The organism is Saccharopolyspora sp. NPDC045839, assembly GCF_056431645.1.
This window is the reverse complement of sequence record NZ_JBWKKH010000007.1, coordinates 251,550-275,110: the sequence shown is the minus strand read 5'-3', so window position 1 is coordinate 275,110 and position 23,561 is coordinate 251,550. Positions and strand designations below refer to the sequence as shown.

Genomic DNA, 23,561 nt, shown 5'->3' with positions numbered 1-23,561 from the left:
GCTCACGACGCGGTGATGCGCAGGTACAGCGCCGCGACGGCGGCGACCGCGGCCGCTGCCGTGAAGATCGGGGCCGGGCCGAGAGCCAGCAGCGCGCCGCCGAGGAGGGTGCCCGCTCCGACGCCGAGGTAGATCGCCGACGCGTTCAGCGACACCACGATCGCCGCCTCCTGCGGCGCCGCGTCGATGAGCCGGGTTTGCTGTGGCGGCGTTTGGGTCCAGGTGCTCGCGCCCCACGCGAACACCAGGATCGCGACCGCGACCTGCGGGGTGGTGCCGGTCCAGGCGAACCACGCCAGCAGCGCCAGCGTGAGAGTCATGCTCAGGTAACCGCAGGTCAGGACCAGGGTCGGGCCCCAGCGGTCGGTCGCGTAGCCGGACAGGAGGTTGCCCAGCACCGCGCCGAGCCCGTACAGGAACAGCATCAGCATGGTCGAGTCCACCGGGACTCCGACGGCGTTCAGCGCGGGAACGCTGTAGGCGTAGACGGTGTAGCTGGCTCCCATGCCGAGCACCGTCAGCGGCAGGACCGCCAGGACGCTGCGGCGGCGCAGCAGCGCGAGCCGGTCGCGCAGCGGGACGCGGGCGCCGCCCGGCAGCGCGGGCATGATCAGGTAGACGCCGACGCAGACGAGCAGGCACAGCGCGGCGACCAGCCCCAGGGCGGCGCGCCAGCCGAACCATTCGCCGGCCAGATCGCCGAGCGGAACGCCCAACGCCGTGGCCACGGTGAGGCCGCCGACGACCACGGCCAGCGCCCGGCCGCGGAACTCCGCAGGCACCAGCGTCGCGCTGACCGCACCCGCGCTGGGCGTGTACGCGGCGGCACCGGCCGCCGCGAGCACCCGGCTGACGATCAGCACCGCCAGGTTCGGGGCGAGCGCGGAGCCGATGTTGGCGATCCCGAGCAGGACGAGGGCGGCCACCAGCAGGGCGCGGCGCGGGATCCGGGCGGTCGCGGTCGCCAGGACCGGGGCGAGGACTGCGTAGGCCACCGCGAACGTGGTCACCGACTGTCCTGCCGCGGCCGTGGTCACCTCCAGCGAGTCCGCCATGGCCGGGAGGAATCCGGCGACGATGAAGGCGTCGGTGCCGACCGCGAAGGTCCCCAGCGCCAGCACCAGGGTGGCCGTCAGACCTCGGCTCCGCGTCGAATTCGGGACATTTGACATCCAGGTTCTCCAGCTGAATAAGCCCTGCTGAGCAGGGCATTCGGAAAAAAATCAGTCCGCGTCGTGCCAGCGCCGTACTCGGCCGGCGGCGCGGGGCGGGGCGGTGGCCATCAGGTCGGCGATGGTCTGCGAGGCCAGTTCGCGGCGCCAGGCCAGCTCGGCCCGGCGCATGGCGACGTCGATGCCGCAGCGCTTGCGGAACTCGCCTGCCGGGGTACCGGTCCCGGCTCCGCGCTGCCGGATCTCGGCGCAGCGGAACGCGTCCTCAGAGCCTTCGATGGCGGCGACGACGTCCATCAGCGTGATCTTCGCCGGCGGCCTGGCCAGCCGGAAGCCGCCGCGCGCCCCCGGCGTGGAGGTGAGGATCTCGGCCCGGACCAGCGCTTGCAGGCGCTTGTTCAGGTATGCCGGGGGCAGGTCGAACTGGGCGGCGAGCCGGGCGGTCGGCACGGGTTCGTCGTCCAGCCACGCCAGCGTGAGGCAGCAGTGCAGTCCCCATTCGACGCCTTCGCCCATCCGCATACCTGGATGTTAGACGTCCAGGTTTACCGGGCGCGCGTCAGGGCTCCGCCGGCCGGATGAGCTGCTCCTGCCAGGGCATTCAGGTGCCGCGCATCATTCCCCGGTGCGCTGGGCGGTGTCGATGATGAAGAACGTGGCACCGACGACGTCCTGGATCAGGGAGAGCCGGCCGTACGGGGAATCCGACGGTTCACGCAGCACCTTGCCGCCCAGCTGGACCGCCTTCGCCGCCGCGTCGTCGGCGTTGCTGTCCGGGTTGACCTGGAAGTACAGCTGCCAGTGCGCGGGCACGTCCTCGGGCAGCGCCGAGCTGGTCTCGAACCGGCCCACCGTGGGCAGGTCGTCGACGTACCAGACGGTGTAGTCGAAGCCGTCCCCCGGCTCGCCGATCTGCTCCTGCCGGTAGCCCAGCAGTTCGGCGTAGAACGGATCGGCGGACGAGCCGTCGCGGGTGTGCAGTTCCGCCCAGCAGAGCATGCCCGCGTGGTCGCGGCCGAAGGTGCCGTTGGGCGGCGCCTCCCACAGGCCGATCGGCGCGCCGGAGGGATCCTCGGCGACCAGGAACGTCTCATCGGCGGGCGTTTCCGTCGGTGGGACCAGCACTTTGCCGCCGAGCGCGCGGATCCGCTCCACCGCGCGGCGGGCCGAGCCGCACTCCAGGTACAGCGCCCAGGCCGTCGGCGCGTCCGTCTCCGGCAGCAGCAGCCCGGCGACCGGCTTGTGCTCCTTCATCGCGATGTTGTAGTCCGGGCGCTGGATCCAGTGCCAGCCGAACAGGCCGGCGTAGAAGTCCCGGGCTTCGGTGACGTCGTGGGTGGCCAGGTCCACCCAGGCTGGGGCGCCCACTGCGATGGCCATCGCTCCTCCTCCGAAATGCACTTCGACACGAGGTGAATTCAGGGGGTATCCCCAGGGTGACCGAGGTTTCGGTCCGGAAAACACGCGTGGCGGATCAAGGGTGTTCAACCGCACGATGGCGTTACTGTTCGGTGCCTTTTCCGCAATGGGAACGCCCCCGAATGACGCCTTGATCCTGAACGGCCCGCGTGATCGACTAGTAGCGGTCACTCAGTGTGCGTATTTGCATGCCGAGCAACCCGATCGAAGCACGCACCAGGGTTACAGGAGCAGCCATGGCCAACCGCGCGGCGAAGCCGGTGACCGCGGGCCTGAGCCGGCTTGCTCAGCTGGACCGCCGGGAGCGGGCCCGCATCATCCAGCAGCTGTGCCACCAGTACCCGGCGTTCCGGTCGATGCTGAAGCGGGTCACGATCGCCCGCGGGATCGCCTTCGCCTCCGGGCTGCTGCTCGCCCTCGCGGTGATGTTCCTCGTCCAGGGCGCATCGGTGTGGTGGGTGTCCGGCCTCGTGTTCACCGGCCTCGCCGGGTTCTGCTACGTCGCCGTGGCGCTCACCGACAGCCGGTTCGACCTGCTGCTCGCGGTGCTGGGCGCGCACCGCACCGACGAGCTGCACGGGCGGCTGGTGACCGAGCAGGTCTACGGCGACGACCCGCCGTCGGATCCGCTGGAGTGGCCGGTGTCGCGCGTGGTCGCGTCCCGCACGGTCGCCTCCCGGCTCACCGACGGGGCGGGTTCACCGGTGCACGCTGATCGATAGCGCGGCCGCGATCTCGTCGCCCACGAAGTGGGTTTCGTCGTCCGGCGGCTCGCCGACGCGCACCACCAGCGGCCCGCCGAAGGGCTTGCGCTCCACGACCTCGATCCGCGAGCCCAGCGTCATGCCGTGATCTGTCAGGTAGCGCAGCAGCTCCGAATCCGTGTCCCAGACCCGCGCGATGGTGCCGACCGTGCCCGGCTCGACCTGGTCCAGCAGCAGCGTCGCGGGCTTCTCGACGGTGCCCTCCGCGGTCGGGATCGGGTCGCCGTGCGGGTCGTGGGTGGGGTTGCCGAGCTTGGCGGCGATGTGCGCGACCAGCTCGTCGGACACCGCGTGCTCCAGCGCGTCGGCCTCCCGGTGCACCTCGTCCCAGCTGTAGTCGAGCTCCTCGACCAGGAACAGCTCGATCAGCCGGTGCCTGCGCAGCACGTCGAAGGCCAGCCGGCGGCCCTCCGGGGTCAGCTCGACGCTGCGGTACCGGACGTGCGTGACCAGGCCGAGCTGCGCCAGCTTGTTGATCATCCCGGAGACCGATGACGGGCTCAGGCCGAGCCGCTGGGTCAGGGTGGCGTTCGTGACGGGCACACCCCGTTCGCAAAGCCCGTAGATCGCCCGGAGGTAGTCCTCGACGGACGACGAGGGGCGCTCGGCCATACTCGTCATACTTGCACGATACGGGCGCCGCCCGGTCGGTGGACGCACCCACCACCCGCGTGGACGCCGCGTGGCGGCCGGACCCGCGCCTCGTCCGGTGGTCGCCGCCAAGGTCGTTCCGGGGCATGGGACACTGGTGGACGCTATGTCTGCGACTTCCCTTCCGCTCGTCTTCGACGCCCCGCGCCGTGGCATGCCGCCACGGCACCTCGCCGACCTCTCCGCCGACGAACGGCGCGCCGCGGTGACCGAGCTGGGGGAGAAGCCGTTCCGCGCCAAGCAGCTCGCGCACCACTACTTCGGCCGGCTCAACGCCGACGTGGAGTCGATGACCGACATCCCGGCGGCCAGCCGCGCGAAGCTCGGCGAACACCTGCTGCCGGCGCTGCTCAGCCCGGTCCGCCACCTGAACACCGACGACGGCACCACCCGCAAGACGCTCTGGCGCGCGCACGACGGCACGCTGCTGGAAAGCGTGCTGATGCGGTATCCGGACCGCGCCACGGTGTGCATTTCCAGCCAGGCGGGCTGCGGGATGGCCTGCCCGTTCTGCGCCACCGGCCAGGGCGGTCTGCAGCGCAACCTGTCGACCGCGGAGATCGTCGACCAGGTGCGCTCGGCCGCGGCGGCGATGCGCGACGGCGACGTCCAGGGTGGGCCCGGCCGGCTGTCGAACGTCGTGTTCATGGGCATGGGCGAGCCGCTGGCCAACTACCGGCGGGTGATCAACGCGGTGCACCGGATCTGCGACCCGGCCCCGGACGGGCTGGGCCTCTCGCAGCGGTCGGTCACCGTGTCGACGGTCGGCCTGGTGCCCGCGATCAAGAAGATGACCGCGGAGGACCTGCACGTCACGCTGGCGGTGTCGCTGCACACCCCGGACGACGAGCTGCGCGACACGCTGGTGCCGGTGAACAACCGCTGGAAGGTCGCCGAGGTGCTGGAGGCGGCTCGCGGCTACGCCGACCACACCGGGCGCCGGGTGTCGATCGAGTACGCGCTGATCCGCGACATCAACGACCAGCCATGGCGCGCCGACCTGCTCGGCAAGCTGCTGCGCCGGCACCTCGGGCAGTTCGCGCACGTCAACCTGATCCCGCTGAACCCGACGCCGGGCAGCAAGTGGGACGCCAGCCCGAAGCCGGTGGAACGGGAGTTCGTCCGCCGGGTCCGCGAAGCGGGCGTCTCCTGCACGGTCCGGGACACCCGGGGCCAGGAGATCGCGGCGGCCTGCGGCCAACTCGCGGCCGAGGAATGAGCGTTCGGCGGACCGCCTCGGGCCGCGATTTCCGCGCCTGATCTCCGGTATCTTGCCGGGGATCCGCGGGATCGGGGCGGTCCGGTCCCCGCGCCGGCGGACCGGGGGAGCGCGATGTCAGGCGAGACCGAGTACGGGCCGGTGGTCGTGAACAGGCCCGGGGCCGATCCTCGGGTCGGCTACTACGACGACGATGACCACGACCTCGAGCGGGACTGCCCGCAGGCGATCGTGTACTACTGCGAGCCGCCGTTCACCGCGGCTTCCGGCTACCACTTCGCGGATCATTCGTGGCTGGCCCCGGTCGACACCGAATCCCTCTGGAACCGGCGGCTGAAGCTCCAGCGGATCCTGGCGGACCGGAACATCGCGGCGTTCGAACGCCGGAAGCCGTCCTGTTCGTACAAGCGCTTGTACGAGTTCTCCATTGGCGCGCTGGTCCGCCGGTGCGGTTTCCGTGAACGCAATGAACAGAATGATGACGGCCGGACCCGCGTGGTCCCATGATCCTCGCACCCGAACTCGATCGAGGTGGGAGGCAATGGTGCCTGGCCGTGCGAAGCGAGGTCTCGTCCGCCGAGCCGCCCGATCTGTCCTAAGTGGACGAATTCCGGCGGTGTTCGCCGCGGTGGGTCTGGCCGCGTTGCTCGGCGGAGTGCCGGCGCAGGCCGAATCCCGGATCGATCGCTCGCCGTCCGCCGGCTGCGGCGCGGCCGCGGTGCCCGGGACGTCGGAGACCCGCACGATCGTTTCGGGCGGGATCGCCCGCAGCTACCTGCTGCACGTGCCGGCGGACTACCGGCAGGACGAGCCGACCCCGGTGGTGCTGTCCTTCCACGGCCACTCGCGGACTTCGGAGTACCAGGAAGAGCTGTCCGGCTTCTCCGGCACCGACGCCATCGCGGTGTACCCGCAGGGCCTCGTCGGCACGGACGGCGAAACCGCCTGGCAGGGCGCGCCGTACTCCGCCGCTGCCGACGACGTGCTGTTCACCGGCGACCTGCTCGACCGGTTGGAGCGGGATTTCTGCGTCGATCGCGCGCGGATCTACGCCGCGGGCAAGTCCAACGGCGGCGGCTTCACGGGCGTGCTGGCCTGCCGGATGAGCGACCGCATCGCCGCCTTCGCGCCGGTGTCCGGCGCGTTCTACCCGCAGGGCGGCGAGTGCGAGCCGGAGCGCGCGGCGCCGGTCCTGGACTTACACGGCACCGACGACCAGACGATCCCGTACCCCGGGAACCCGGAGAAGGGCCTGCCGCCGATCCCGGAATGGCTCGCGGGCTGGGCCGATCGCAACGACTGCGGCGACACCCCGATCGTCCGCGACGAGGGCAACGGGGTGCAGGTCAGCAAGTGGATCGGCTGCGACCGGGGCGGCAACGTCGTGCACTACCGGATCGAGGGCCTGGGGCACGACTGGCCGAGCACGCGGCCGAACCCGGACTCCGACCAGCCGTCGGTCGTCGACGCGACGCCGATCATCATGCAGTTCTTCGCCGAGCACCGGCTCCGCTGAGAAGACCCGGGCCGGAGCGGAAGCTCCGACCCGTGCCCGGCCGGTGCGCGCCGCCCAGCCCCCCGAACGGCGCGCACCGGTTCGTGCGCAACGGTCATTCCGCCTCCCGAGCCGCCGCCGGTCGCCGGTCGCTGATCACCTCGACTTGAATCGTCGCGCCCGTGGCGTCAGCGGGTGTGTTCGCGGATGGCGCCTTCCAGGACCGTCAGGCCTTCTTCGAGGAGGGCCTCGTCGATGACCAGCGGCGGGAGGAGGCGGATCACGTTGCCGTAGGTGCCGCAGGTGAGGATCACCACGCCCTGGGCGTGGCAGGCCTTGGCGATCCGCGAGGTCACCTCGGGGTCCGGTTCCGCGGTGCCCGGCTTGACGAACTCGATGCCGATCATGGCGCCCCGGCCCCGCACGTCGAGGATCGCGTCGGTGGTCTCGGCGAGCGCGCGCAGGCGGGGGAACACCAGGTCGCCGATCTCGCGCGCCGCGGTGGCCAGGTCGCGTTCGCGCATCGCGCGGATCGCGCCGAGCGCTGCCGCGCACGCGACCGGGTTGCCGCCGTAGGTGCCGCCCAGGCTGCTCGGCGGCATCGCGTCCATCAGCTCCGCGCGGCCCGTGACCGCGGCCAGCGGCAGCCCGCCTGCCATGCCCTTCGCCGTGGTGATCAGGTCGGGCACCACGTTCTCCTGGTCGCAGGCGAACCAGGCGCCGGTCCGGCAGAAGCCGGTCTGGATCTCGTCGGCGATGAACAGCACGCCGTTGTCGGTGCACCACCGCGAGATCGCGGGCAGGAATCCCGCCGCGGGCTCGATGAATCCGCCCTCGCCCTGGATCGGCTCGATCAGCACCGCCGCCACCGAATCGGCGCCGAGCTGCTTCTCGATGCGGTCGATCGCCTCCCGGGCCACCTGCTCGCCGGTGCGCGGATCGCGCGCCGGGTAGGACATCGGCACTCGGTAGATCTCCGGCGCGAACGGACCGAACCCGTGCTTGTACGGCACCGACTTCGCGGTCAGCGCCATGGTCAGGTTGGTGCGGCCGTGGTAGGCGTGGTCGAACACCACGATCGCCTGCCGCCCGGTGGCCCGGCGCGCGATCTTGACGGCGTTCTCCACCGCTTCCGCGCCCGAGTTGAACAGCGCGCTGCGCTTGTCGTGGTCGCCGGGGGTGAGCGCGGCGAGTTCCTCGCAGACCTGCAGGTAGTTCTCGTACGGCGTCACCATGAAGCAGGTGTGCGTGAACTCGCCGACCTGGCGGCGCACGGGCTCGACGACCTCCGGCGCCGCGTTGCCGACGTTCGTGACCGCGATACCCGAACCCAGGTCGATCAGCGAGTTGCCGTCGACGTCGTGCAGCACGCCGCCGGCCGCCTCGGCGATGAAGACCGGCAGCACGCTGGACACGCCGGTCGACACCGCCGCCGCGCGCCGCCGCTGGAGTTCGCGGGAGTTCGGGCCGGGGATCTCGGTGCGCAGCACGCGCGCCTGGGGCAGTGCCGCCTGGGCCGGGGAAACCGTCACGGTGGTGACCTCCTGAAAAGTCTTGAAAGTGGCCTGCGTAGCGGTGCGGGTAGCGGAACCCCGCGGCGGTGCAAGCTGCGTCCCACACCGCAAGCGGCCTTCGCCGCTCGGAAGGGGCTCTGGCCGTGTTGTCCTGCGAACAGGTTCGCCCCGCCGCCCGCAACCGAACAGTGGACGATCTGGTTAACTCGGGTTTCAGGATTCGACACACTGTCAGGAGGTTCTCCGGTGCCGTTGACGGTGCGCGACCTGGTCGCCGACGCCGCGCTGGGGCTCGTCGCGCGAGCCGGTCAACGCTCCCTCGACCGCCCGATCGCGTGGGCGCACACCAGCGAACTGGCCGATCCGGCGCCGTTCCTGGAGGGCGGCGAGCTGCTGCTGACCACCGGCCTCGCGCTGCGCGCCGAGGACTGCGCGGGGCTGGTCGAGCGGCTCACCGCCGTCGGCGTCGCGGGCCTGGGGTTCGGCATCGGGCTGAGCCACCGGCAGGTCCCGGCCGAGCTCGTGACGGCGGCGGAACGAGCCGGGCTGCCGCTGCTCGAAGTGCCCCGGCCGACGCCGTTCATCGCGATCAGCAAGGCGGTTTCGCGCGCCGTCGCGGCGGACGAGTACGCGAGCCTGCGGCGCACCAGCCGCGCCCAGCACGAACTCGCGCAGGCGGCCGGCACCACCAACGGCGTGGCCGCGCTGGTCCGGAAGCTCGCGCTGCTGCTGGATTCGTGGGTGCTGCTGCTCGACGCGGGCGGCCGGCTCCTGCACAGCTCACCGGCGACGGCCGGTTCGCGGCTGCCGGACCTGGAGCCGGCGGTGGCGAAGGTGCGGGCGAAGCGAGGCCTGGCCGCAGCCGGGTTCTCGCTCGGCGACCAGGAGGTGAGCATGCAGGCGCTCGGCGGCCGGGCGCGCGGGTTCCTGGTGGTGGGTCGCGGCGAGCCGTTCGCCACCACCGACCACCACGTGATCAACTCCGCCGCCTCGTTGCTGACGCTGGCGCTGGAGCAGGTCGAGGCGCTCGCTTCCGCCCGGCGCCGGCTCCGCGCGGACTTCCTGGCGTTGATGTTGCGCGGCGAACAGGTGCAGGACGTGCTCGCCGACCTGCACGCCGAGTTGCCGCCCGAGCCGTTCCGGGTGGTGGTGCTGGCCGGTGCACTCGATCGCGACGAGCTGCTGTCCCGGCTCGCGGCGGACCAGCCGAGCGCCCCGGCCTACCTGGCCGAGCACGGCGACGTGGTGGTCGGGCTCGTCGGCGCCGGCGCGCTCGACTGGCTCACCGGGCAGGCCGGCGTCGCCATCGGGGTGTCCGAGCCGTGCGAGCTGGCCGGGCTCGCCGAAGGGCTGCGGCAGGCGCAGCAGGCGGCGCGGGCGGCGAAGCGCGGCGACACCGTGGTGCACTTCGCCGACCTCGCCGGATATGGCCTGCTGAACCTGGTTCCCGGCGCCGACGCGCAGGCGTTCGCCGAGGCCGTTCTCGCCCCGCTGCGCGGGCAGGGAGTGCTCTTGGAGTCGCTGCAGACGTGGTTGGCGCACCATGGGCAGTGGGATCCGGCGGCGAACCGGCTGGGCGTGCACCGGCACACCCTGCGCAACCGGGTGCGAAAGGTGGAGGAGTTGCTCGGGCGCAGCCTCGACCAGCCAGGCGTGCGCGCGGAGCTGTGGCTGGCGCTGCAGGTCCTGGACCGGCCCGGCGAGTGACGGAGGTGGCGCGGTGCTCGTCGAAGATCTGCTGAACCGTCCGGAACTGGCCCTGCAGGTGCGGGTGCGCGGCCGGGTGGACCGGCCGATCCGCTGGGTGCACACCATCGAGATCAAGGCCCCCGGCCGGTTCCTGCGCGGCGGCGAGGTGGTGCTCACCGCCGGGGTGTGGCGCAGCGCCGGGACCACGCCGGAGGCCTTCATCGCAGACCTTGTCGCCGCCGACGTCGCGGCGGTCGGATACGGCCTGGTGCCACCGGAGACCCAGGTCCCCGAGGCGTTCGTCGACGCGGCGCGCGAGCACGGGCTGACCTGCTTCGTGGTGCCCGTGGAGGTCGCGTTCCTGCAGATCGTCGAGGCCTTCGTGAACACCAAGCGCGCCGAGTGGGAGCGCCCGCTGCGCCGCCACCTGGCGCAGCACGACGCGATCGTCGCGGCGCTGCGGCTGCGGCGCGGCGTCGAGACGGTGCTGGACACGCTGGCCAAGCAGCTGGGCGAAGCCGTGGCGGTGCAGGTCGCCGGAGGCGTGGTGGCGGGTACCGCGCCGCAGCCGAACCACCCGTTGCCGCTGGTGGGCGAGGGCCTGGCCGAGGCCGAGCTGCTGCTGCCGCGGCCGCTGGCGGATCTCGACGTGGAGCAGCACGCGGCGGTGGTGCAGGCGATGCCGTTCATCGCGCTGGAGATCGAACGCACTCGCGCGGTGCGGGCGACGGAACTGCGCTACGCGTGGGAACTCTTCGAATGGGTCCACAGTGGAACGGTCGGGATCGACACGGTGCGCACGCGGCTGCACGCGCTCGGCCTGCAGCCGGACGGGCCGCTCGCCGCCGTCGTGGTGCGCACGTCGAGCCCCGGCGCGGATTCCGCGCGGCTGGGCGATCTGCTGGGCACGGACGGGGTCGCGGCGCAGCGCGGTGGCGACGTCGTCGCGTTCGCCCAGGTCCGCGACACCGTGGCGGAGCTCGCGCGGCGCATCACCGATGCGCTGGCCAGCGGTGTCGTCCACGTCGGCGTCGGCAAGCCGGGCACCGCGTCCGAGCTGCGTGTGAGCCTGCTGCAGGCGGCGCACGCCGCCGAGGCGGTGTCGTCGCGGGCGGAGCTCGGCTGGATGACGCACGAGCAGCTCAGCAGCCCGGCGCTGCTGCTCTCCGCGCAGGACCCGGAGCTGCTGGCGGCCACTTCCCGGGCGCTGCTCGGGCCGGTGCTCGACCACGACGAGCGGCGGGGCAGCGACCTGGTGCCGTCGCTGGCGGTGTTCCTCGACGCGGGCGGCCGCTGGCAGGAGGCGGCCCAGCGCCTCCACGTGCACATCAACACCCTGCGGCACCGGATGAACCGGGTCGAGGAGCTCACCGGCCGAAGCCTCTCCAGCACGGCGGACCGCGTCGACCTCTTCCTCGCGCTCCGCGCCCTCCAGGCCTGACGAGAGGCTCCCAATTTTAGGCAAAATTGGAATTCCCCTTGCGCCACGGGAAGACTCCAATTTTAGGCAAAATTGGGATTTCGCTTTGGCGTGGTGATGCGCTGGGGTTTCCAATTTTAGGCAAAATTGGGCACCGCGAAAGCGTGATTTCGCATGGTGGAGATCTTCCGGGCCTGGGCTCGCCAAGTCTTGGGGCGACTGCGCGTTGTAGGAACGTCCAATGGTGGTTGTGGACTTCGGACGATCGGTGACTACCTCCGGCTGGTGACCCGGCCCACTCTTGGTCGGTGCCGCGCGGCTCAACGCTCCCGCCATCCGCCAAGGAGGTCAACGGATGACCCCAGATCCGCCACCGGCCGCGCGCGTCGGCATCGAGACGCACGGCGTCGACACCATCCCCGAGGCCGATCGCACCGGCCGCCCCCGCGATGTCGCCGGCATCCTGCTCGGCTCCAACATGTGCCTCGGCGTGGTCGTCTTCGGCTGGTTGCCCGCCTCGTTCGGGCTGTCGTTCTGGCCGGCCGTCACCTCGATGATCGCCGGGACGCTGCTCGGCACGTTGCTGGTCGCGCCGCTGGCCCTGGTGTCGCTGAAGACCGGCACGAACCTGTCCACCAGCAGCGGCGGCACCTTCGGCGTGCGGGGCCGGTTGATCGGCTCGGTGATCGGCCTGCTGCTCTCGCTCGGCTACGCCGCGCTGACGGTGTGGACCGGCGGGGCCGCGGTGGTGGGTCCGCTGCACCGGCTGTTCGGGCTGCCCGACGACGGGATCAGCCACAGCGTCACGTACGCGGCGCTGGCGGTGCTCTCGGTGCTCGTGGCGATCTTCGGCTACCAGCTGATGACCCGGATGAGCAAGTGGGTCGCGGTCGGCACCGTGGTGCTGATGGCGGCCGGCCTGTTCGCCTACGGCGACCAGTTCCGGACCGGGCCGGTCACCGACGCCGGCTACCTGCTCGGGGACTTCTGGACGACGTGGGCGCTGTCCACAGTGGCCGCCGGGCTGAGCGGGCCGATGGCGTTCATCACGCTGCTCGGCGACTACAGCCGCTACGTCTCGCCGAAGCGCTACTCGTCCCGGAAGGTGTTCGCCGCGACCTGCGCCGGCATGCTCCTCGGGCTGCTGATCCCGCAGCTGTTCGGCACCTTCACCGCGTTCGCGGCCCGCGCCGCGGACGATTACGTCGGGCCGCTGGTGGCCGCCGCGCCGCTGTGGTTCCTGCTGCCGCTGCTGCTCAACGGCGTGTTCGGCACGATCGGCAACGCCGGGGTGCTGATCTACAGCATGGGGCTCGACCTGGATGCGATCGTGCCGCCGCTGTCGCGCGTCAAGGCCACCATCCTCACCTCGGTGCTGTCGACGGTGCTGGTGTTCCTCGGCTACTTCGTCTGGGACGCCCAGGACGCGGTCACCGCGTTCGTGCTGCTGCTGACCGCTATCGGCACACCGTGGGCCGTGATCACGCTGATCGGCTTCGCACGCTGCCGCGGCCTTTACGACCCGGACGCGCTGCAGGTCTACAACCGCCGGGCGCGGGGCGGCATCTATTGGTACACCGGCGGCTGGAACATCCGGGCGGCGGCCGCCTGGCTGACCGGTTCGGCGGTCGGCCTGCTGGCCGTGGACACCGCCCTGTACAAGGGGCCGCTGCTGGAGCTCACCGGCGGCATCGACCTGAGCTTCCTGCTGGCCGCCGCGGCCACGGCCGCCACCTACCTGCTGCTGTGCATCGGCAGTCCGCAGCCGATGCCGCGGCAACCCGACGTTCGAGTCGCAGCGAGCGTCTGAATCCCGTTACGAGTCAAGGAAGTGCGAGCAATGGATCGTTACGACGTCGTCGTCATCGGCGCGGGTTTCGCCGGCCTGACCGCGGCCCGCGAGCTGCGGGAAGCGGGCAAGGACGTGCTGGTCCTGGAGGCCCGCGACCGGATCGGCGGCTCCACCTGGTACCAGCCGGAGGGCTTCGACGGCTTCGGGCTGGAGATGGGCGGCACCTGGATCGTGCCGCAGCAGACGCACGTGTGGGCCGAGGTGCAGCGCTACGACGTCCCGATCAAGGACAGCGAGCTGCCCGGCCGGATGACCTGGTCCGACCACGGCAAGGTGCTGGACACGCTGCTGCCCGTGCCCCCGCAGGAGTACGAGCAGCTGGAACACGCGGTGCGGGCGCTGATCGAGGCCGCCTCCCGGTTCGACCCGCTGCGCCCGCTGTCCGAACAGGACGTCGCCGACCTCGACGTGCCGATCCGCGAGTGGGCCGAGAACGTCGGGCTGACCGGCAACGCCAAGGAACTGATGATGTCCTGGTTCTGCGGCTGCGCGAACGCCAGCGAGGACACCGGTTCGGCGCTGGACATCCTCCGCTGGTGCTCCTCGATGGACAACTCGCTGTGGGGCATGGTGCAGGCCAGCGTGCTGGGCTTCACCTTCGTCAACGGCACCGCCTCGCTGGCGCGGGCGATCCAGGCCGACGGCGGGGCCGAGCTGCGGCTGTCCAGCCCGGTGCGCAAGGTCGAGGCCGGTGACGACGGCGTGACGGTCACCTACGACGGCGGCGCGGCGCGCGCCGACCGGGTGCTGATGACCACGCCGGTCGGGATCTGGCAGGACGTCGAGTTCAGCCCGGCGCTGCCCGCCGACAAGCTCGCCATCTCGCGGGAGAACCACGCCGGGCAGGGCCAGAAGGTCTGGGCGCTGGCCCGCAACGTCCCCGAGGACATCAGCGGTTTCGGCTGGGGCACCAGCTTCGACTACGTCGGCGCGATGGAGACCACCGATCGCGGCGTGGTGCTGGTGTGCTTCGCCCCGGAGCACGACCGCGTCGACGCCGGCGACCTCGCCGACGTGCAGCGCGCGGTCCGCGAGTTCGCGCCGGACGCCGAGGTCGTCGACGCCCGCTCGCACGACTGGGTGCACGACGAGTTCTCCAAGGGCACCTGGGCGACGTTCGCCGCCGGGCAGTTCGCGAAGTACGAGCTGTGCGTGGGGCGTCCGGAGGGCCGGGTGCACTTCGGCGGCTCGCACACCGCCCGCCGCTGGCGCGCGTTCATCGACGGCGCCATCGAATCCGGCAAGCGCTCCGCGGCGGAGATCCTGGCGGCCGAGAAGTGACGTCGTGAGTGCGAAAACGGCCCCAGCCCGCTTGCGCACTCACGAAAAGTGGAGGAATGCATGAACAACCCGATCGGTCCGGTGGACGCCACCAAGGTGCCGCGCTACGGCGGCGACACCACATTCGCCCGGCTGCCCCGGCTGACCGACGTGCCCGACGCCGACGTGCTGATCTGGGGCGTGCCGTTCGACACCGGCGTCAGCTACCGGCCCGGCGCGCGCTTCGGCCCCAACCACGTCCGGCAGAGCTCGCGGCTGCTGCGGCCGTACAACCCGGCCAACGGCGTCGAACCGTTCGCGGCGCGGCAGGTGGCCGACGCCGGGGACATCGGCGTGAACCCGTTCGACATCGGGGAGGCCATCGACACCATCGAGGCCGGTGCGCGGGAGCTGTCCGGGACGCGCCGCACCCTGCTCACCATCGGCGGCGACCACACCATCGCGCTGCCGCTGCTGCGCGTGCAGCACGAGCGGCACGGGCCGATCGCGGTGCTGCACTTCGACGCGCACCTCGACACCTGGGACACCTACTTCGGCGCGCCGTACACGCACGGCACCCCGTTCCGGCGCGCCGCCGAGGAGGGCCTGATCGACTTCGAGCACTCGATGCACGTGGGCCTGCGCGGCCCGCTGTACTCGAAGCTCGACCTCGACGAGAGCGAGCGGATGGGCTTCGCGGCGCTGCACAGCCGCGAGTTCGCCCGGACGCCGCTGGACACCATCATCGACCGGATCCGCACCCGGCTCGGCTCGCGCCCGGTGTACCTGTCCATCGACATCGACGTGCTGGACCCGGCCTTCGCGCCGGGCACCGGAACCCCCGAAGCCGGCGGGCTGTCCAGCCGCGAGCTGCTCGAAGTGGTGCGCGGCCTGGCCGACCTGAACGTCGTCGGCGCGGACGTGGTGGAGGTCGCCCCGGCCTACGACCACGCCGAGATCACCGGCATCGCCGCCGCTCACGTGCTGTACGACCTGCTGTGCATCCTGCCGGGAGGACGCTGATGCGCCAGATCCGCAACATCATCGACGGCCGGCCGGTCGACGCGGCCGACCGCCGGACCACCGACCTGGTCGATCCCTGCAGCGGCAAGGTGTTCGGCACCGCGCCGCTGTCGTCCGCCGAGGACGTCGAAGCGGCGTACGCCGCCGCGCAGCGGGCCTTCGAGCACTGGCGAACCACCACGCCCGCCGACCGGCAGCGGCTGCTCCTGCGGCTGGCCGACGAAATGGAGCGGCGCACCGAGGACTTCGTCGCGGCGGAGGTGGAGAACACCGGCAAGCCGGTCGCCGCCACGCGCACCGAAGAGGTGGGCGCCGCCATCGACCAGATCCGGTTCTTCGCCGGGGCGGCCCGCGTCCTGGAGGGCACCGCGGCGGCGGAGTACACCCCGGGCCACACCTCCTACGTGCGGCGCGAACCGGTGGGCGTGATCGGCCAGGTCGCGCCCTGGAACTACCCGCTGCTGATGGCGGTGTGGAAGATCGCGCCGGCGATCGCCGCGGGCAACACCGTCGTGCTCAAGCCTTCCGACACGACGCCGGCGACCGCCGCGCTGCTCGGCGAGGTGGCCGCCGGGATCCTGCCGCCGGGCGTGCTCAACGTCGTGTGCGGCGACCGGGAAACCGGCCGCGCGGTGGTGGCGAACCCGGCGTCGGCGATGGTGTCGATCACCGGGTCCACCCGGGCGGGCCGGGAGGTGGCGGCAGCGGCGGCCGAGGACGTCAAGCGCGTGCACCTGGAGCTGGGCGGCAAGGCCCCGGCCCTGGTGTTCGCCGACGCCGATCTCGCCGCGGCCGCCGCGGGCATCGCCGCCGCAGGCACGTTCAACGCCGGGCAGGACTGCACCGCGGCGACCCGGGTCCTGGTGGCCGAGTCGGTCGCCGAGGAGTTCACCCGGCTGCTGGTCGAGGAGGTCGCGGCGCTGCGCTGCGGCCCACCGTCCGATGTGGACTCAGTTGTCGGCCCGCTGAACAACGCCGCGCAGCTGGCGCGGGTGCAGGACATCATCGGCCGGCTGCCCGCGCACGCGCAGGTGCTCACCGGCGGGCAGCGCATCGGCGACGAGGGGTGCTTCTTCGCGCCGACCGTGCTCGGCGGCGTCCGGCAGGACGACGAGGTCGTGCAGGAGGAGATCTTCGGGCCGGTGCTCACGGTGCAGACGTTCCGCGACGAGCCGGCGGCGCTGAGCATGGCCAACGGCGTGAACTACGCGCTCGCGTCGAGCGTGTGGACGCGCGACCACGGGCGAGCGCAGCGGCTCGTGGCGAGCCTGGACTTCGGGTGCGTGTGGGTGAACACCCACATGGTGCTGGTCGCGGAGATGCCGCACGGCGGCTTCAAGCACTCGGGCTACGGCAAGGACCTCTCCCGCTACGGCTTCGAGGACTACACCCGCATCAAGCACGTCATGCACAACCACGCCTGACCGGCGACGCGGACCCGGCACGGCCGGCGAGGTGCCGGTTCGGCCAGGTCGGGGGCCGGGGGTGGCCAGATTGGCACTCCCGGCCCCGACAGCGGGCTCGTAGCGTCGCGGCGAGGACGAAAACGACAGGAGGCAGCCGATGGCATCGGTCACCGGGAACTGGATCGCAGGCGAGCTGGTCACCAGCGACGAGACCTTCGAGGTGCGGCACCCCTACGACGGTTCGGCGGTCGCCACCGCGTGCTACGCCACCGACGCCGACGTGGAGCGCGCCGTCGCGGCCGCGCACGCGGTCCGCCGCGAGTTCGCGACGCTGCCCGCGCACGCCCGCGCCGCGGCGCTGGACCACGTGAGCCGCCGCCTCACCGAGCGGGCAGAGGAGATCGCGCAGCTGATCACCGCCGAGAACGGCAAGCCGATCACCTGGGCGCGCGCCGAGGTCGCCCGCGCCGCCTCCACCTTCCGCTGGGGCGCGGAGGAGGCCCGCCGCTTCTCCGGCGAGCTGCAGCGGCTGGACACCGATGCGGGCGCGACGGGCCGGATGGCCCTGATCCGCCGGGTCCCGCGCGGGCCGGTGCTCGGCATTTCGCCGTTCAACTTCCCGCTGAACCTGGTGGCGCACAAGGTCGCCCCGGCGATCGCCGCCGGCACCCCGATCGTGCTCAAGCCCGCGCCGAAGACCCCGCTGTCCGCGCTGCTGCTCGGCGAGATCCTGGCCGAGACCGAGCTGCCCGCCGGGACCTGGTCGGTGGTGACGACCACCAACGAGAAGGCCGCCGAGCTCGTCGCCGACCCGCGGCTGCCGGTGGTGTCCTTCACGGGCTCCGGGCCGGTCGGCTGGGGCATCCGCGACTCGGCGCCGCGCAAGCACGTCACCCTCGAACTCGGCGGCAACGCCGCGGTGATCGTCGACTCGGAGTGGTCGGACCTCGACTACGCCGCCGACCGGATCGCGACCTTCGCGATGTACCAGGGCGGCCAGTCGTGCATCTCGGTGCAGCGCGTCTACGTGCACCGCGACAGCTACGACGACCTGACCGCCCGCGTGGTCAAGGCGGTCGAGGCGCAGGGCACCGGGGACCCGAAGGACCCGGCCACCAAGGTCGGGCCGCTGATCGACGTGGCGGCCGCGGAGCGGGTGGAGCAGTGGGTCGGCGAAGCCGTCGCGGCGGGCGCCCGGGTGCTCACCGGCGGCACCCGCGAGGGCGCGACGTACGCGCCGACGGTGCTGGCCGACGTGCCGGAGGACGCGAAGGTCTCGTGCGAGGAGATCTTCGGCCCGGTGCTGGTCATCTCGCCGGTCGGCTCGGTGGACGAGGCGTTCGAGAAGGTCAACGCCTCCCGCTACGGCCTGCAGGCCGGCGTGTTCACCCGCGACCTGCAGCTGGCCTTCCGCGCCTCGTCCGAGCTGGAGGTCGGCGGCGTGGTCATCGGCGACGTGCCGAGCTTCCGCGCCGACCAGATGCCCTACGGCGGGGTGAAGGAGTCCGGCGTCGGCCGCGAAGGCGTCCGAGCGGCGATGACGGACCTCACCGAAGAGCACGTCACGGTCCTCACCGGCATCAATCCGTGACATCAGAGCAGGTCGAAGCCCGTGTGCACTTTGTGCTGCTGTAGCGACTGAAGAGCTGCTGTAGCGACACAAAGTGCACACGGGCCTGATCAGGCGCGCACAGAAAAACGCCGCCCCGGTGACCGGGGCGGCGCTTTCGTTGCTTCGGTGCGTCAGCGGCGCCAGGCGGTCCGCTTCCGGCGCAGGTCGATCAGCAGGCCGATGACCAGGATCGCCGCGATCACGACCAGGTAGCCGTCTTCGGTCTTGAAGTGCCCGCCACCGCTGATGATGCCGCCGTGGTTGCCGATCAGCATGGCCAGGCACGCGATGACCGAGAACCAGCCCATGAACTGGGTGCCCTTCGGGAAACCGCCGTGCCAGCCCCACTCGACCGACGGTTCCTCGGCCGGGTCGATGGCCTGGCTGGGCTTCTTCTCCAGCTCGGTGCTCGCCACGTTCCCCTCCTGTGCCACGCCGGCCGCGCGGGCCGGAAGACAGTGCTCGGTGCGCGGATCACCGACCGGCGATCCACATTGCCCTCATCCTCGCACACGCCCTGCGCGGCCGAACGCGCGCCCACCCGGCACGAGCAGCGAAAAGGGGTGTTGCGGAAAGAGATTTCCGCAACACCCCGAAAGCGTCCGCTCGCGCCGGCGCTACCGCTGCACCGCCTTGCGGCCGACGATCACCCGGTAGACGCCCAGCACGATGACCGAGCCGGCGATCGCCAGGAGCCAGGTGCTCAGCGACCAGAACCGGTCGATGCCGACGCCGAAGATCCAGTTGCCGATCAGCCCGCCGATGAACGCGCCGACCACGCCCAACAGCATGGTGACCAGGATTCCGCCCGGGTCCTTGCCCGGCATGATCGCCTTCGCGATGGCGCCCACGATCAGGCCGAGAACGATCCATCCGATGATGCCCATGGTTGTTCTCCTCACGTCCTGTGCCGCACCCTGCCGGGCCGACCACCTGATCGTGAGCCCCGAAAGTGATTTGCGCACCGCGAGCGACGGGGGCTCACCTTCTTCGGGGACAATGGCCGGTGATGCACGCCGACACCCCGAATCAGAGCGCACCCAGCGAACCGGGTCCCCGCACCGTCCTGGTGCTCGGCTCGACCGGTTCCATCGGAACCCAGGCCCTGGACGTGATCCGGCACAACCCCGGCCGGTTCCGGGTCGCCGGGCTGGCCGCGGGCGGCAGCGACCCGCAGGCGCTGGCGGCGCAGGCACTGGAGTTCGACGTCCCGGCCGTCGCCGTCGCCAAGGGCACCGCTGTCGAGGACGTCCAGCTCGCCCTCTACGCCGAGGCCCAGCGGCGCGGCTACGCGGCCGGGGAGTTCCGGCTGCCGCGGCTGCTGGCCGGGCCGGACGCGGTCACCGACCTCATCGAATCCGCCCCCGCCGACGTGGTGCTCAACGGCGTCGACGGCTCGCGCGGCCTCAAGCCGACGCTGGCCGCGCTGGCCACCGGCGCGACGCTGGCCCTGGCCAACAAGGAGTCGCTGATCGCCGGCGGCCCGCTGGTGCTCGACCGCGCCGCGCCCGGCCAGATCGTGCCGGTGGACTCCGAGCACTCGGCGCTGGCGCAGTGCCTGTTCGGCGGGCGCGCCGACGAGGTGGAGCGGCTGGTGCTGACGGCCTCCGGCGGGCCGTTCCGCGGCCGCAAGCGCGACGAGCTCGTCGACGTCACCGTGGAGCAGGCGCTGGCCCATCCGACCTGGTCGATGGGCAGCGTGGTCACGATCAACTCCGCCACGCTGGTGAACAAGGGCCTGGAGCTGATCGAGGCGCACCTGCTGTTCGGCATCGGCTTCGACCGCATCGACGTCGTCGTGCACCCGCAGTCGATCGTGCACTCGATGGTCACCTTCGTGGACGGCTCCACGATCGCGCAGGCCAGCCCGCCGAACATGCGGATCCCGATCGCGCTGAGCCTGGACTGGCCGCGCCGGGTGCCCGGCGCCGCCCCGGCGCTGACCTTCGAGAAGGCCCAGGAGTGGACCTTCGAGCCGGTCGACGACGAGGCGTTCCCGGCCGTCGAGCTGGCCCGCGCGGCGGGCTCCGGCGGCGGCTGCCTGCCCGCGATCTACAACGCGGCGAACGAGGAGGCGCTGGCGGCGTTCGTCGAGGGCCGCCTCGGGTTCACCGCGATCGTGCAAACTGTGGGTGAAGTGCTCGCCGGCGCCGACCAGTGGCGCAGCGATCCGGCGGGCTTGGACGAGGTCTTCGCGGCCGAGGACTGGGCACGCACTCGGGCTCGCGAGCTCGTGGGGAAGGCGGAGTAGATGCTGGTCGTAGTTGGCATCCTGATCTTCTTCCTCGGGCTGCTGTTCTCCATCGCATGGCACGAGCTGGGGCACCTGGCGGCCGCGAAGCTGTTCGGGATCAAGGTCACCCAGTACATGGTCGGCTTCGGCCGCACCATCTGGTCCCGCAAGAAGGGCGACACCGAGTACGGCCTGAAGCTCATCCCGTTCGGCGGCTACATCCGGATGATCGGCATGTTCCCGCCCAAGAAGGACGAGAAGTACGGCCGCACCACGTCGTCCGCGCCGTGGCGGGCGATGATCGAGGACGCCCGTCAGATGTCCGCCGAGGAGATCACCCCGGAGGACGCGCACAAGCAGTTCTACCAGCGCAGCCCGTGGAAGCGGGTCGTGGTGATGATGGCCGGGCCGTTCATGAACCTCATCCTGGCGGTCGGCATCTTCACGGCGATCCTGATGGGCCACGGCATCGCGACCCCGACGACCACGGTCGCCAACGTCAGCGCGTGCGTGCTGCCCGCCACCGCGCCGAACACCGAGGTCTGCCCGGCCGACGCTGCGCCGTCGCCCGCCGCGGCCGCGGGATTCCGGCCCGGCGACCGGATCGTGGAGTTCAACGGCAAGCCCTACGCCTCGTGGGACGAGCTGCAGCTGGCGATCCGCGAGTCCAGCGGCTCGGTGCCGGTGGTGGTCGAGCGCGACGGGCAGCGGGTCCCGCTGCAGGCCGACCTGATGCAGACCGACCGGCCGAAGCTGACCTCGACCAGCGAGTACGAGAAGGTCGGCTTCCTGGGCCTGACCCCGACATCGGTGCTGGTCAAGCAGGACATCGGTGGCGTGGCGAGCACCATCGGCGGCTTCGTGAGCCTCACCGCGCAGAAGGTCGTCGAGCTGCCGCAGCGGGTGCCCGACCTGGTCGCCGCGATCTTCGGCGGCGAACGGCACCAGGACTCGCCGGTGGGCATCGTCGGCGCGAGCCGGCTGGGCGGCGAGGTGCTGGCCTCGGACGACTTCGGCGTGGACGCCCGGATCATCATGATGTTCAACCTGCTCGCGGGCGTGAACCTGTCGCTGTTCGTGTTCAACATGCTGCCGATCCTGCCGCTGGACGGCGGGCACGCCGTCGGCGCGATCTGGGAGGGCATCCGCCGCAAGCTCGCCAAGCTGGTGCGCCGGCCCGACCCGGGGCCGTTCGACACGGCGCGGCTGATGCCGCTGGCGTACGCGGTGAGCCTGATCTTCATCGCGTACTCGCTGCTGGTCCTGGTCGCCGACGTGGTGAACCCGGTGAAGCTGTTCTGACGTTTTCGCGCGAAACCGGCGCTCGGCACGCGTGGCGGGCGCCGTTTTCGCGCGAAAACGGCGGGGATTTCACCCGCGTGGCCCAACGGCTGTGGGGAAGCGGAATCCGCGTCGGCGCGGCCGAACGAGCTTCGGCGCGCGCCGCGTCCGTTACCTGAATCGAGTGGTGGCGGGCACGCGACGCTCGCTCGAACGAGACGTGAACGGGCGCTGATGATCACCGAACGTGACTCGGGTGACCATGACGACGTCCGGCCGGATGAAATGCCGCCGGTATCGTGGAGCGCGGGCGGTGCAAGCCGTCCGAAAAACACCAGAAGAGGTGGAGAGGAATCGATGACCGTCGATCTGGGCATGCCCGCGGCCCCGGCTCCGGTGCTCGCGGAACGGCGCAAGACCCGGCAGTTGCAGGTCGGACCGGTCGGAGTGGGCAGTGAATCGCCCATCTCCGTGCAGAGCATGACCACGACCGTCACCGCGGACGTCAACGCCACGCTGCAGCAGATCGCCGAGCTGACCGCCGCAGGCTGCGACATCGTCCGGGTGGCCTGCCCCAGCGCGGACGACGCGGAGGCGTTGCCCGCCATCGCGAAGAAGTCGCAGATCCCGGTCATCGCCGACATCCACTTCCAGCCGAAGTACGTGTTCGCGGCGATCGAGGCCGGTTGCGCCGCGGTGCGCGTCAACCCGGGCAACATCAAGAAGTTCGATGACAAGGTCAAGGAGATCGCGCAGGCCGCCAGGGACCACGGCACGCCGATCCGGATCGGCGTCAACGCCGGTTCGCTGGACCCGCGGCTGATGCAGAAGTACGGCAAGGCGACCCCGGAGGCGCTGGCCGAGTCGGCGCTGTGGGAGGCGAGCCTGTTCGCCGAGCACGACTTCCACGACCTGAAGATCTCGGTGAAGCACAACGACCCGGTCGTGATGGTGCGCGCCTACGAGATCCTCGCCGAGCAGTGCGACTACCCGCTGCACCTCGGCGTCACCGAGGCGGGCCCGGCGTTCCAGGGCACGATCAAGTCCGCGGTCGCCTTCGGCGCGCTGCTGCGGCAGGGCATCGGCGACACCATCCGCGTGTCGTTGTCGGCGCCGCCGGTCGAGGAGATCAAGGTCGGCACCCAGATCCTGCAGTCGCTGAACCTGCGGCCGCGGAAGCTGGAGATCGTGTCGTGCCCGTCGTGCGGCCGGGCGCAGGTCGACGTGTACAAGCTGGCCGAGGAGGTCACCGCCGGGCTCGAGGGCATGGAGGTGCCGCTGCGGGTCGCCGTGATGGGCTGCGTGGTCAACGGGCCGGGCGAGGCCCGCGAGGCGGACCTGGGTGTCGCCTCGGGCAACGGCAAGGGCCAGATCTTCGTCAAGGGCGAGGTGATCAAGACGGTGCCGGAGCACCAGATCGTCGAGACCCTGATCGAGGAGGCCATGCGCATCGCCGAGGACATGGAGCCCGCCGACGACGCGGCCGGGGCGCCGGTCGTCACCGTCAGCTGATCTAGCGCGACCGGCCGTCCCCGGTTCAGGGGGCGGCCG

General features: G+C 71.4%; 21 protein-coding genes. 14 read left to right on the top strand and 7 right to left on the bottom strand.

Going from position 1 to position 23,561, the window contains the following annotated elements; all coding sequences use genetic code 11:
• Window positions 1-2: 2 nt before the first annotated feature.
• From AC07EQ_RS13295 to AC07EQ_RS13285, 3 genes are all read right to left on the bottom strand, one after another.
• Entirely contained in the window at window positions 3-1,172 is a 1,170-nt protein-coding gene (locus AC07EQ_RS13295; protein ID WP_478388223.1) for an MFS transporter, read from the bottom strand.
• A gap of 51 nt (window positions 1,173-1,223) precedes the next feature.
• Complete coding sequence (locus AC07EQ_RS13290) at window positions 1,224-1,694, bottom strand: RrF2 family transcriptional regulator (protein WP_478388222.1); 471 nt, start codon at window positions 1,692-1,694, stop codon at window positions 1,224-1,226.
• 93 nt (window positions 1,695-1,787) lie between these two features.
• Entirely contained in the window at window positions 1,788-2,552 is a 765-nt protein-coding gene (locus tag AC07EQ_RS13285) for a VOC family protein (protein WP_478388221.1), read from the bottom strand.
• Window positions 2,553-2,827: 275 nt separating this feature from the next.
• Between AC07EQ_RS13285 and AC07EQ_RS13280 the strand changes: the two genes are divergently transcribed.
• The gene (locus AC07EQ_RS13280) at window positions 2,828-3,313 is read left to right on the top strand and encodes a hypothetical protein (RefSeq protein WP_478388220.1); all 486 of its coding nucleotides are present in this window, start codon (window positions 2,828-2,830) and stop codon (window positions 3,311-3,313) included.
• Here the strand turns inward: AC07EQ_RS13280 and AC07EQ_RS13275 are convergent.
• Window positions 3,290-3,967 (bottom strand): metal-dependent transcriptional regulator, encoded by a 678-nt coding sequence (locus AC07EQ_RS13275; RefSeq protein WP_397530904.1) that lies wholly within the window; start codon window positions 3,965-3,967, stop codon window positions 3,290-3,292. The two genes, AC07EQ_RS13280 and AC07EQ_RS13275, sit on opposite strands and share 24 nt — an antisense overlap.
• 145 nt (window positions 3,968-4,112) lie before the next feature.
• Here AC07EQ_RS13275 and rlmN point away from each other — a divergent pair, with 145 nt between their 5' ends.
• The 3 genes from rlmN (at window position 4,113) to AC07EQ_RS13260 (ending at window position 6,741) form a co-directional block, all read left to right on the top strand.
• Window positions 4,113-5,225, top strand: coding sequence for a dual-specificity RNA methyltransferase RlmN (gene rlmN, locus AC07EQ_RS13270; protein WP_478388219.1), 1,113 nt, complete (start codon window positions 4,113-4,115; stop codon window positions 5,223-5,225).
• 114 nt (window positions 5,226-5,339) lie between these two features.
• The gene (locus tag AC07EQ_RS13265; protein ID WP_478388218.1) at window positions 5,340-5,732 is read left to right on the top strand and encodes a hypothetical protein; all 393 of its coding nucleotides are present in this window, start codon (window positions 5,340-5,342) and stop codon (window positions 5,730-5,732) included.
• Window positions 5,733-5,769: 37 nt separating this feature from the next.
• Window positions 5,770-6,741, top strand: coding sequence for a CE1 family esterase (locus AC07EQ_RS13260; RefSeq protein ID WP_478388262.1), 972 nt, complete (start codon window positions 5,770-5,772; stop codon window positions 6,739-6,741).
• Window positions 6,742-6,908: 167 nt separating this feature from the next.
• Here the strand turns inward: AC07EQ_RS13260 and gabT are convergent, their stop codons facing one another.
• Window positions 6,909-8,252, bottom strand: a complete 1,344-nt coding sequence (gene gabT, locus AC07EQ_RS13255) for a 4-aminobutyrate--2-oxoglutarate transaminase (RefSeq protein ID WP_478388217.1) — start codon at window positions 8,250-8,252, stop codon at window positions 6,909-6,911.
• 228 nt (window positions 8,253-8,480) lie between these two features.
• Between gabT and AC07EQ_RS13250 the strand changes: the two genes are divergently transcribed.
• From AC07EQ_RS13250 to AC07EQ_RS13220, 7 genes are all read left to right on the top strand, one after another.
• A complete protein-coding gene (locus tag AC07EQ_RS13250; RefSeq protein ID WP_478388216.1) occupies window positions 8,481-9,941 on the top strand; it encodes a PucR family transcriptional regulator in 1,461 nt (486 codons plus the stop codon).
• Between the two features lie 13 nt (window positions 9,942-9,954).
• Window positions 9,955-11,364 (top strand): helix-turn-helix domain-containing protein, encoded by a 1,410-nt coding sequence (locus AC07EQ_RS13245; RefSeq protein WP_478388215.1) that lies wholly within the window; start codon window positions 9,955-9,957, stop codon window positions 11,362-11,364.
• Window positions 11,365-11,698: 334 nt separating this feature from the next.
• Window positions 11,699-13,153, top strand: a complete 1,455-nt coding sequence (locus AC07EQ_RS13240) for a purine-cytosine permease family protein (protein ID WP_478388214.1) — start codon at window positions 11,699-11,701, stop codon at window positions 13,151-13,153.
• A gap of 30 nt (window positions 13,154-13,183) precedes the next feature.
• Window positions 13,184-14,476, top strand: coding sequence for a flavin monoamine oxidase family protein (locus AC07EQ_RS13235; RefSeq protein WP_478388213.1), 1,293 nt, complete (start codon window positions 13,184-13,186; stop codon window positions 14,474-14,476).
• Between the two features lie 60 nt (window positions 14,477-14,536).
• Window positions 14,537-15,478, top strand: a complete 942-nt coding sequence (gene speB / locus AC07EQ_RS13230) for an agmatinase (RefSeq protein WP_397530868.1) — start codon at window positions 14,537-14,539, stop codon at window positions 15,476-15,478.
• Window positions 15,478-16,902: an aminobutyraldehyde dehydrogenase gene (locus tag AC07EQ_RS13225; RefSeq protein WP_478388212.1), complete on the top strand. Its 1,425-nt coding sequence runs from the start codon at window positions 15,478-15,480 to the stop codon at window positions 16,900-16,902. The genes speB and AC07EQ_RS13225 overlap by 1 nt, the downstream gene beginning before the upstream one ends.
• A 139-nt stretch (window positions 16,903-17,041) precedes the next feature.
• A complete protein-coding gene (locus AC07EQ_RS13220; protein WP_478388211.1) occupies window positions 17,042-18,475 on the top strand; it encodes an aldehyde dehydrogenase family protein in 1,434 nt (477 codons plus the stop codon).
• A gap of 152 nt (window positions 18,476-18,627) precedes the next feature.
• Here the strand turns inward: AC07EQ_RS13220 and AC07EQ_RS13215 are convergent, their stop codons facing one another.
• Complete coding sequence (locus AC07EQ_RS13215) at window positions 18,628-18,912, bottom strand: DUF2631 domain-containing protein (RefSeq protein ID WP_132494179.1); 285 nt, start codon at window positions 18,910-18,912, stop codon at window positions 18,628-18,630.
• A 201-nt stretch (window positions 18,913-19,113) separates the two neighbouring features.
• Window positions 19,114-19,383, bottom strand: a complete 270-nt coding sequence (locus AC07EQ_RS13210; RefSeq protein ID WP_132494180.1) for a GlsB/YeaQ/YmgE family stress response membrane protein — start codon at window positions 19,381-19,383, stop codon at window positions 19,114-19,116.
• Between the two features lie 122 nt (window positions 19,384-19,505).
• On the opposite strand from AC07EQ_RS13210, the gene dxr reads away from it, so the two are divergent.
• The 3 genes from dxr to ispG all read left to right on the top strand — a co-directional run bounded on the left by dxr (window position 19,506) and on the right by ispG (window position 23,522).
• Window positions 19,506-20,747 carry a 1-deoxy-D-xylulose-5-phosphate reductoisomerase gene (gene dxr / locus AC07EQ_RS13205; RefSeq protein WP_478388210.1) on the top strand — a complete coding sequence of 414 codons (1,242 nt, stop codon included), beginning with the start codon at window positions 19,506-19,508 and terminating at the stop codon, window positions 20,745-20,747.
• Complete coding sequence (locus AC07EQ_RS13200; protein ID WP_478388209.1) at window positions 20,748-22,031, top strand: M50 family metallopeptidase; 1,284 nt, start codon at window positions 20,748-20,750, stop codon at window positions 22,029-22,031.
• Between the two features lie 336 nt (window positions 22,032-22,367).
• The gene (ispG, locus tag AC07EQ_RS13195; protein ID WP_397530863.1) at window positions 22,368-23,522 is read left to right on the top strand and encodes a flavodoxin-dependent (E)-4-hydroxy-3-methylbut-2-enyl-diphosphate synthase; all 1,155 of its coding nucleotides are present in this window, start codon (window positions 22,368-22,370) and stop codon (window positions 23,520-23,522) included.
• The last annotated feature ends 39 nt before the right edge of the window (window positions 23,523-23,561 follow it).

What these genes read in the sequence shown, in the direction of transcription:
- dxr (WP_478388210.1), top strand. Translation starts at nt 19,506, where the DNA reads ATGCACGCCGACACCCCGAATCAGAGCGCACCCAGCGAACCGGGTCCC.
- ispG (WP_397530863.1), top strand. Translation starts at nt 22,368, where the DNA reads ATGACCGTCGATCTGGGCATGCCCGCGGCCCCGGCTCCGGTGCTCGCG.
- AC07EQ_RS13235 (WP_478388213.1), top strand. Translation starts at nt 13,184, where the DNA reads ATGGATCGTTACGACGTCGTCGTCATCGGCGCGGGTTTCGCCGGCCTG.
- AC07EQ_RS13200 (WP_478388209.1), top strand. Translation starts at nt 20,748, where the DNA reads ATGCTGGTCGTAGTTGGCATCCTGATCTTCTTCCTCGGGCTGCTGTTC.
- AC07EQ_RS13265 (WP_478388218.1), top strand. Translation starts at nt 5,340, where the DNA reads ATGTCAGGCGAGACCGAGTACGGGCCGGTGGTCGTGAACAGGCCCGGG.
- AC07EQ_RS13275 (WP_397530904.1), bottom strand. Translation starts at nt 3,967, where the DNA reads ATGGCCGAGCGCCCCTCGTCGTCCGTCGAGGACTACCTCCGGGCGATC.
- AC07EQ_RS13240 (WP_478388214.1), top strand. Translation starts at nt 11,699, where the DNA reads ATGACCCCAGATCCGCCACCGGCCGCGCGCGTCGGCATCGAGACGCAC.
- AC07EQ_RS13280 (WP_478388220.1), top strand. Translation starts at nt 2,828, where the DNA reads ATGGCCAACCGCGCGGCGAAGCCGGTGACCGCGGGCCTGAGCCGGCTT.
- AC07EQ_RS13295 (WP_478388223.1), bottom strand. Translation starts at nt 1,172, where the DNA reads ATGTCAAATGTCCCGAATTCGACGCGGAGCCGAGGTCTGACGGCCACC.
- AC07EQ_RS13220 (WP_478388211.1), top strand. Translation starts at nt 17,042, where the DNA reads ATGGCATCGGTCACCGGGAACTGGATCGCAGGCGAGCTGGTCACCAGC.
- AC07EQ_RS13225 (WP_478388212.1), top strand. Translation starts at nt 15,478, where the DNA reads ATGCGCCAGATCCGCAACATCATCGACGGCCGGCCGGTCGACGCGGCC.
- rlmN (WP_478388219.1), top strand. Translation starts at nt 4,113, where the DNA reads ATGTCTGCGACTTCCCTTCCGCTCGTCTTCGACGCCCCGCGCCGTGGC.
- AC07EQ_RS13210 (WP_132494180.1), bottom strand. Translation starts at nt 19,383, where the DNA reads ATGGGCATCATCGGATGGATCGTTCTCGGCCTGATCGTGGGCGCCATC.
- AC07EQ_RS13290 (WP_478388222.1), bottom strand. Translation starts at nt 1,694, where the DNA reads ATGCGGATGGGCGAAGGCGTCGAATGGGGACTGCACTGCTGCCTCACG.
- speB (WP_397530868.1), top strand. Translation starts at nt 14,537, where the DNA reads ATGAACAACCCGATCGGTCCGGTGGACGCCACCAAGGTGCCGCGCTAC.
- AC07EQ_RS13285 (WP_478388221.1), bottom strand. Translation starts at nt 2,552, where the DNA reads ATGGCCATCGCAGTGGGCGCCCCAGCCTGGGTGGACCTGGCCACCCAC.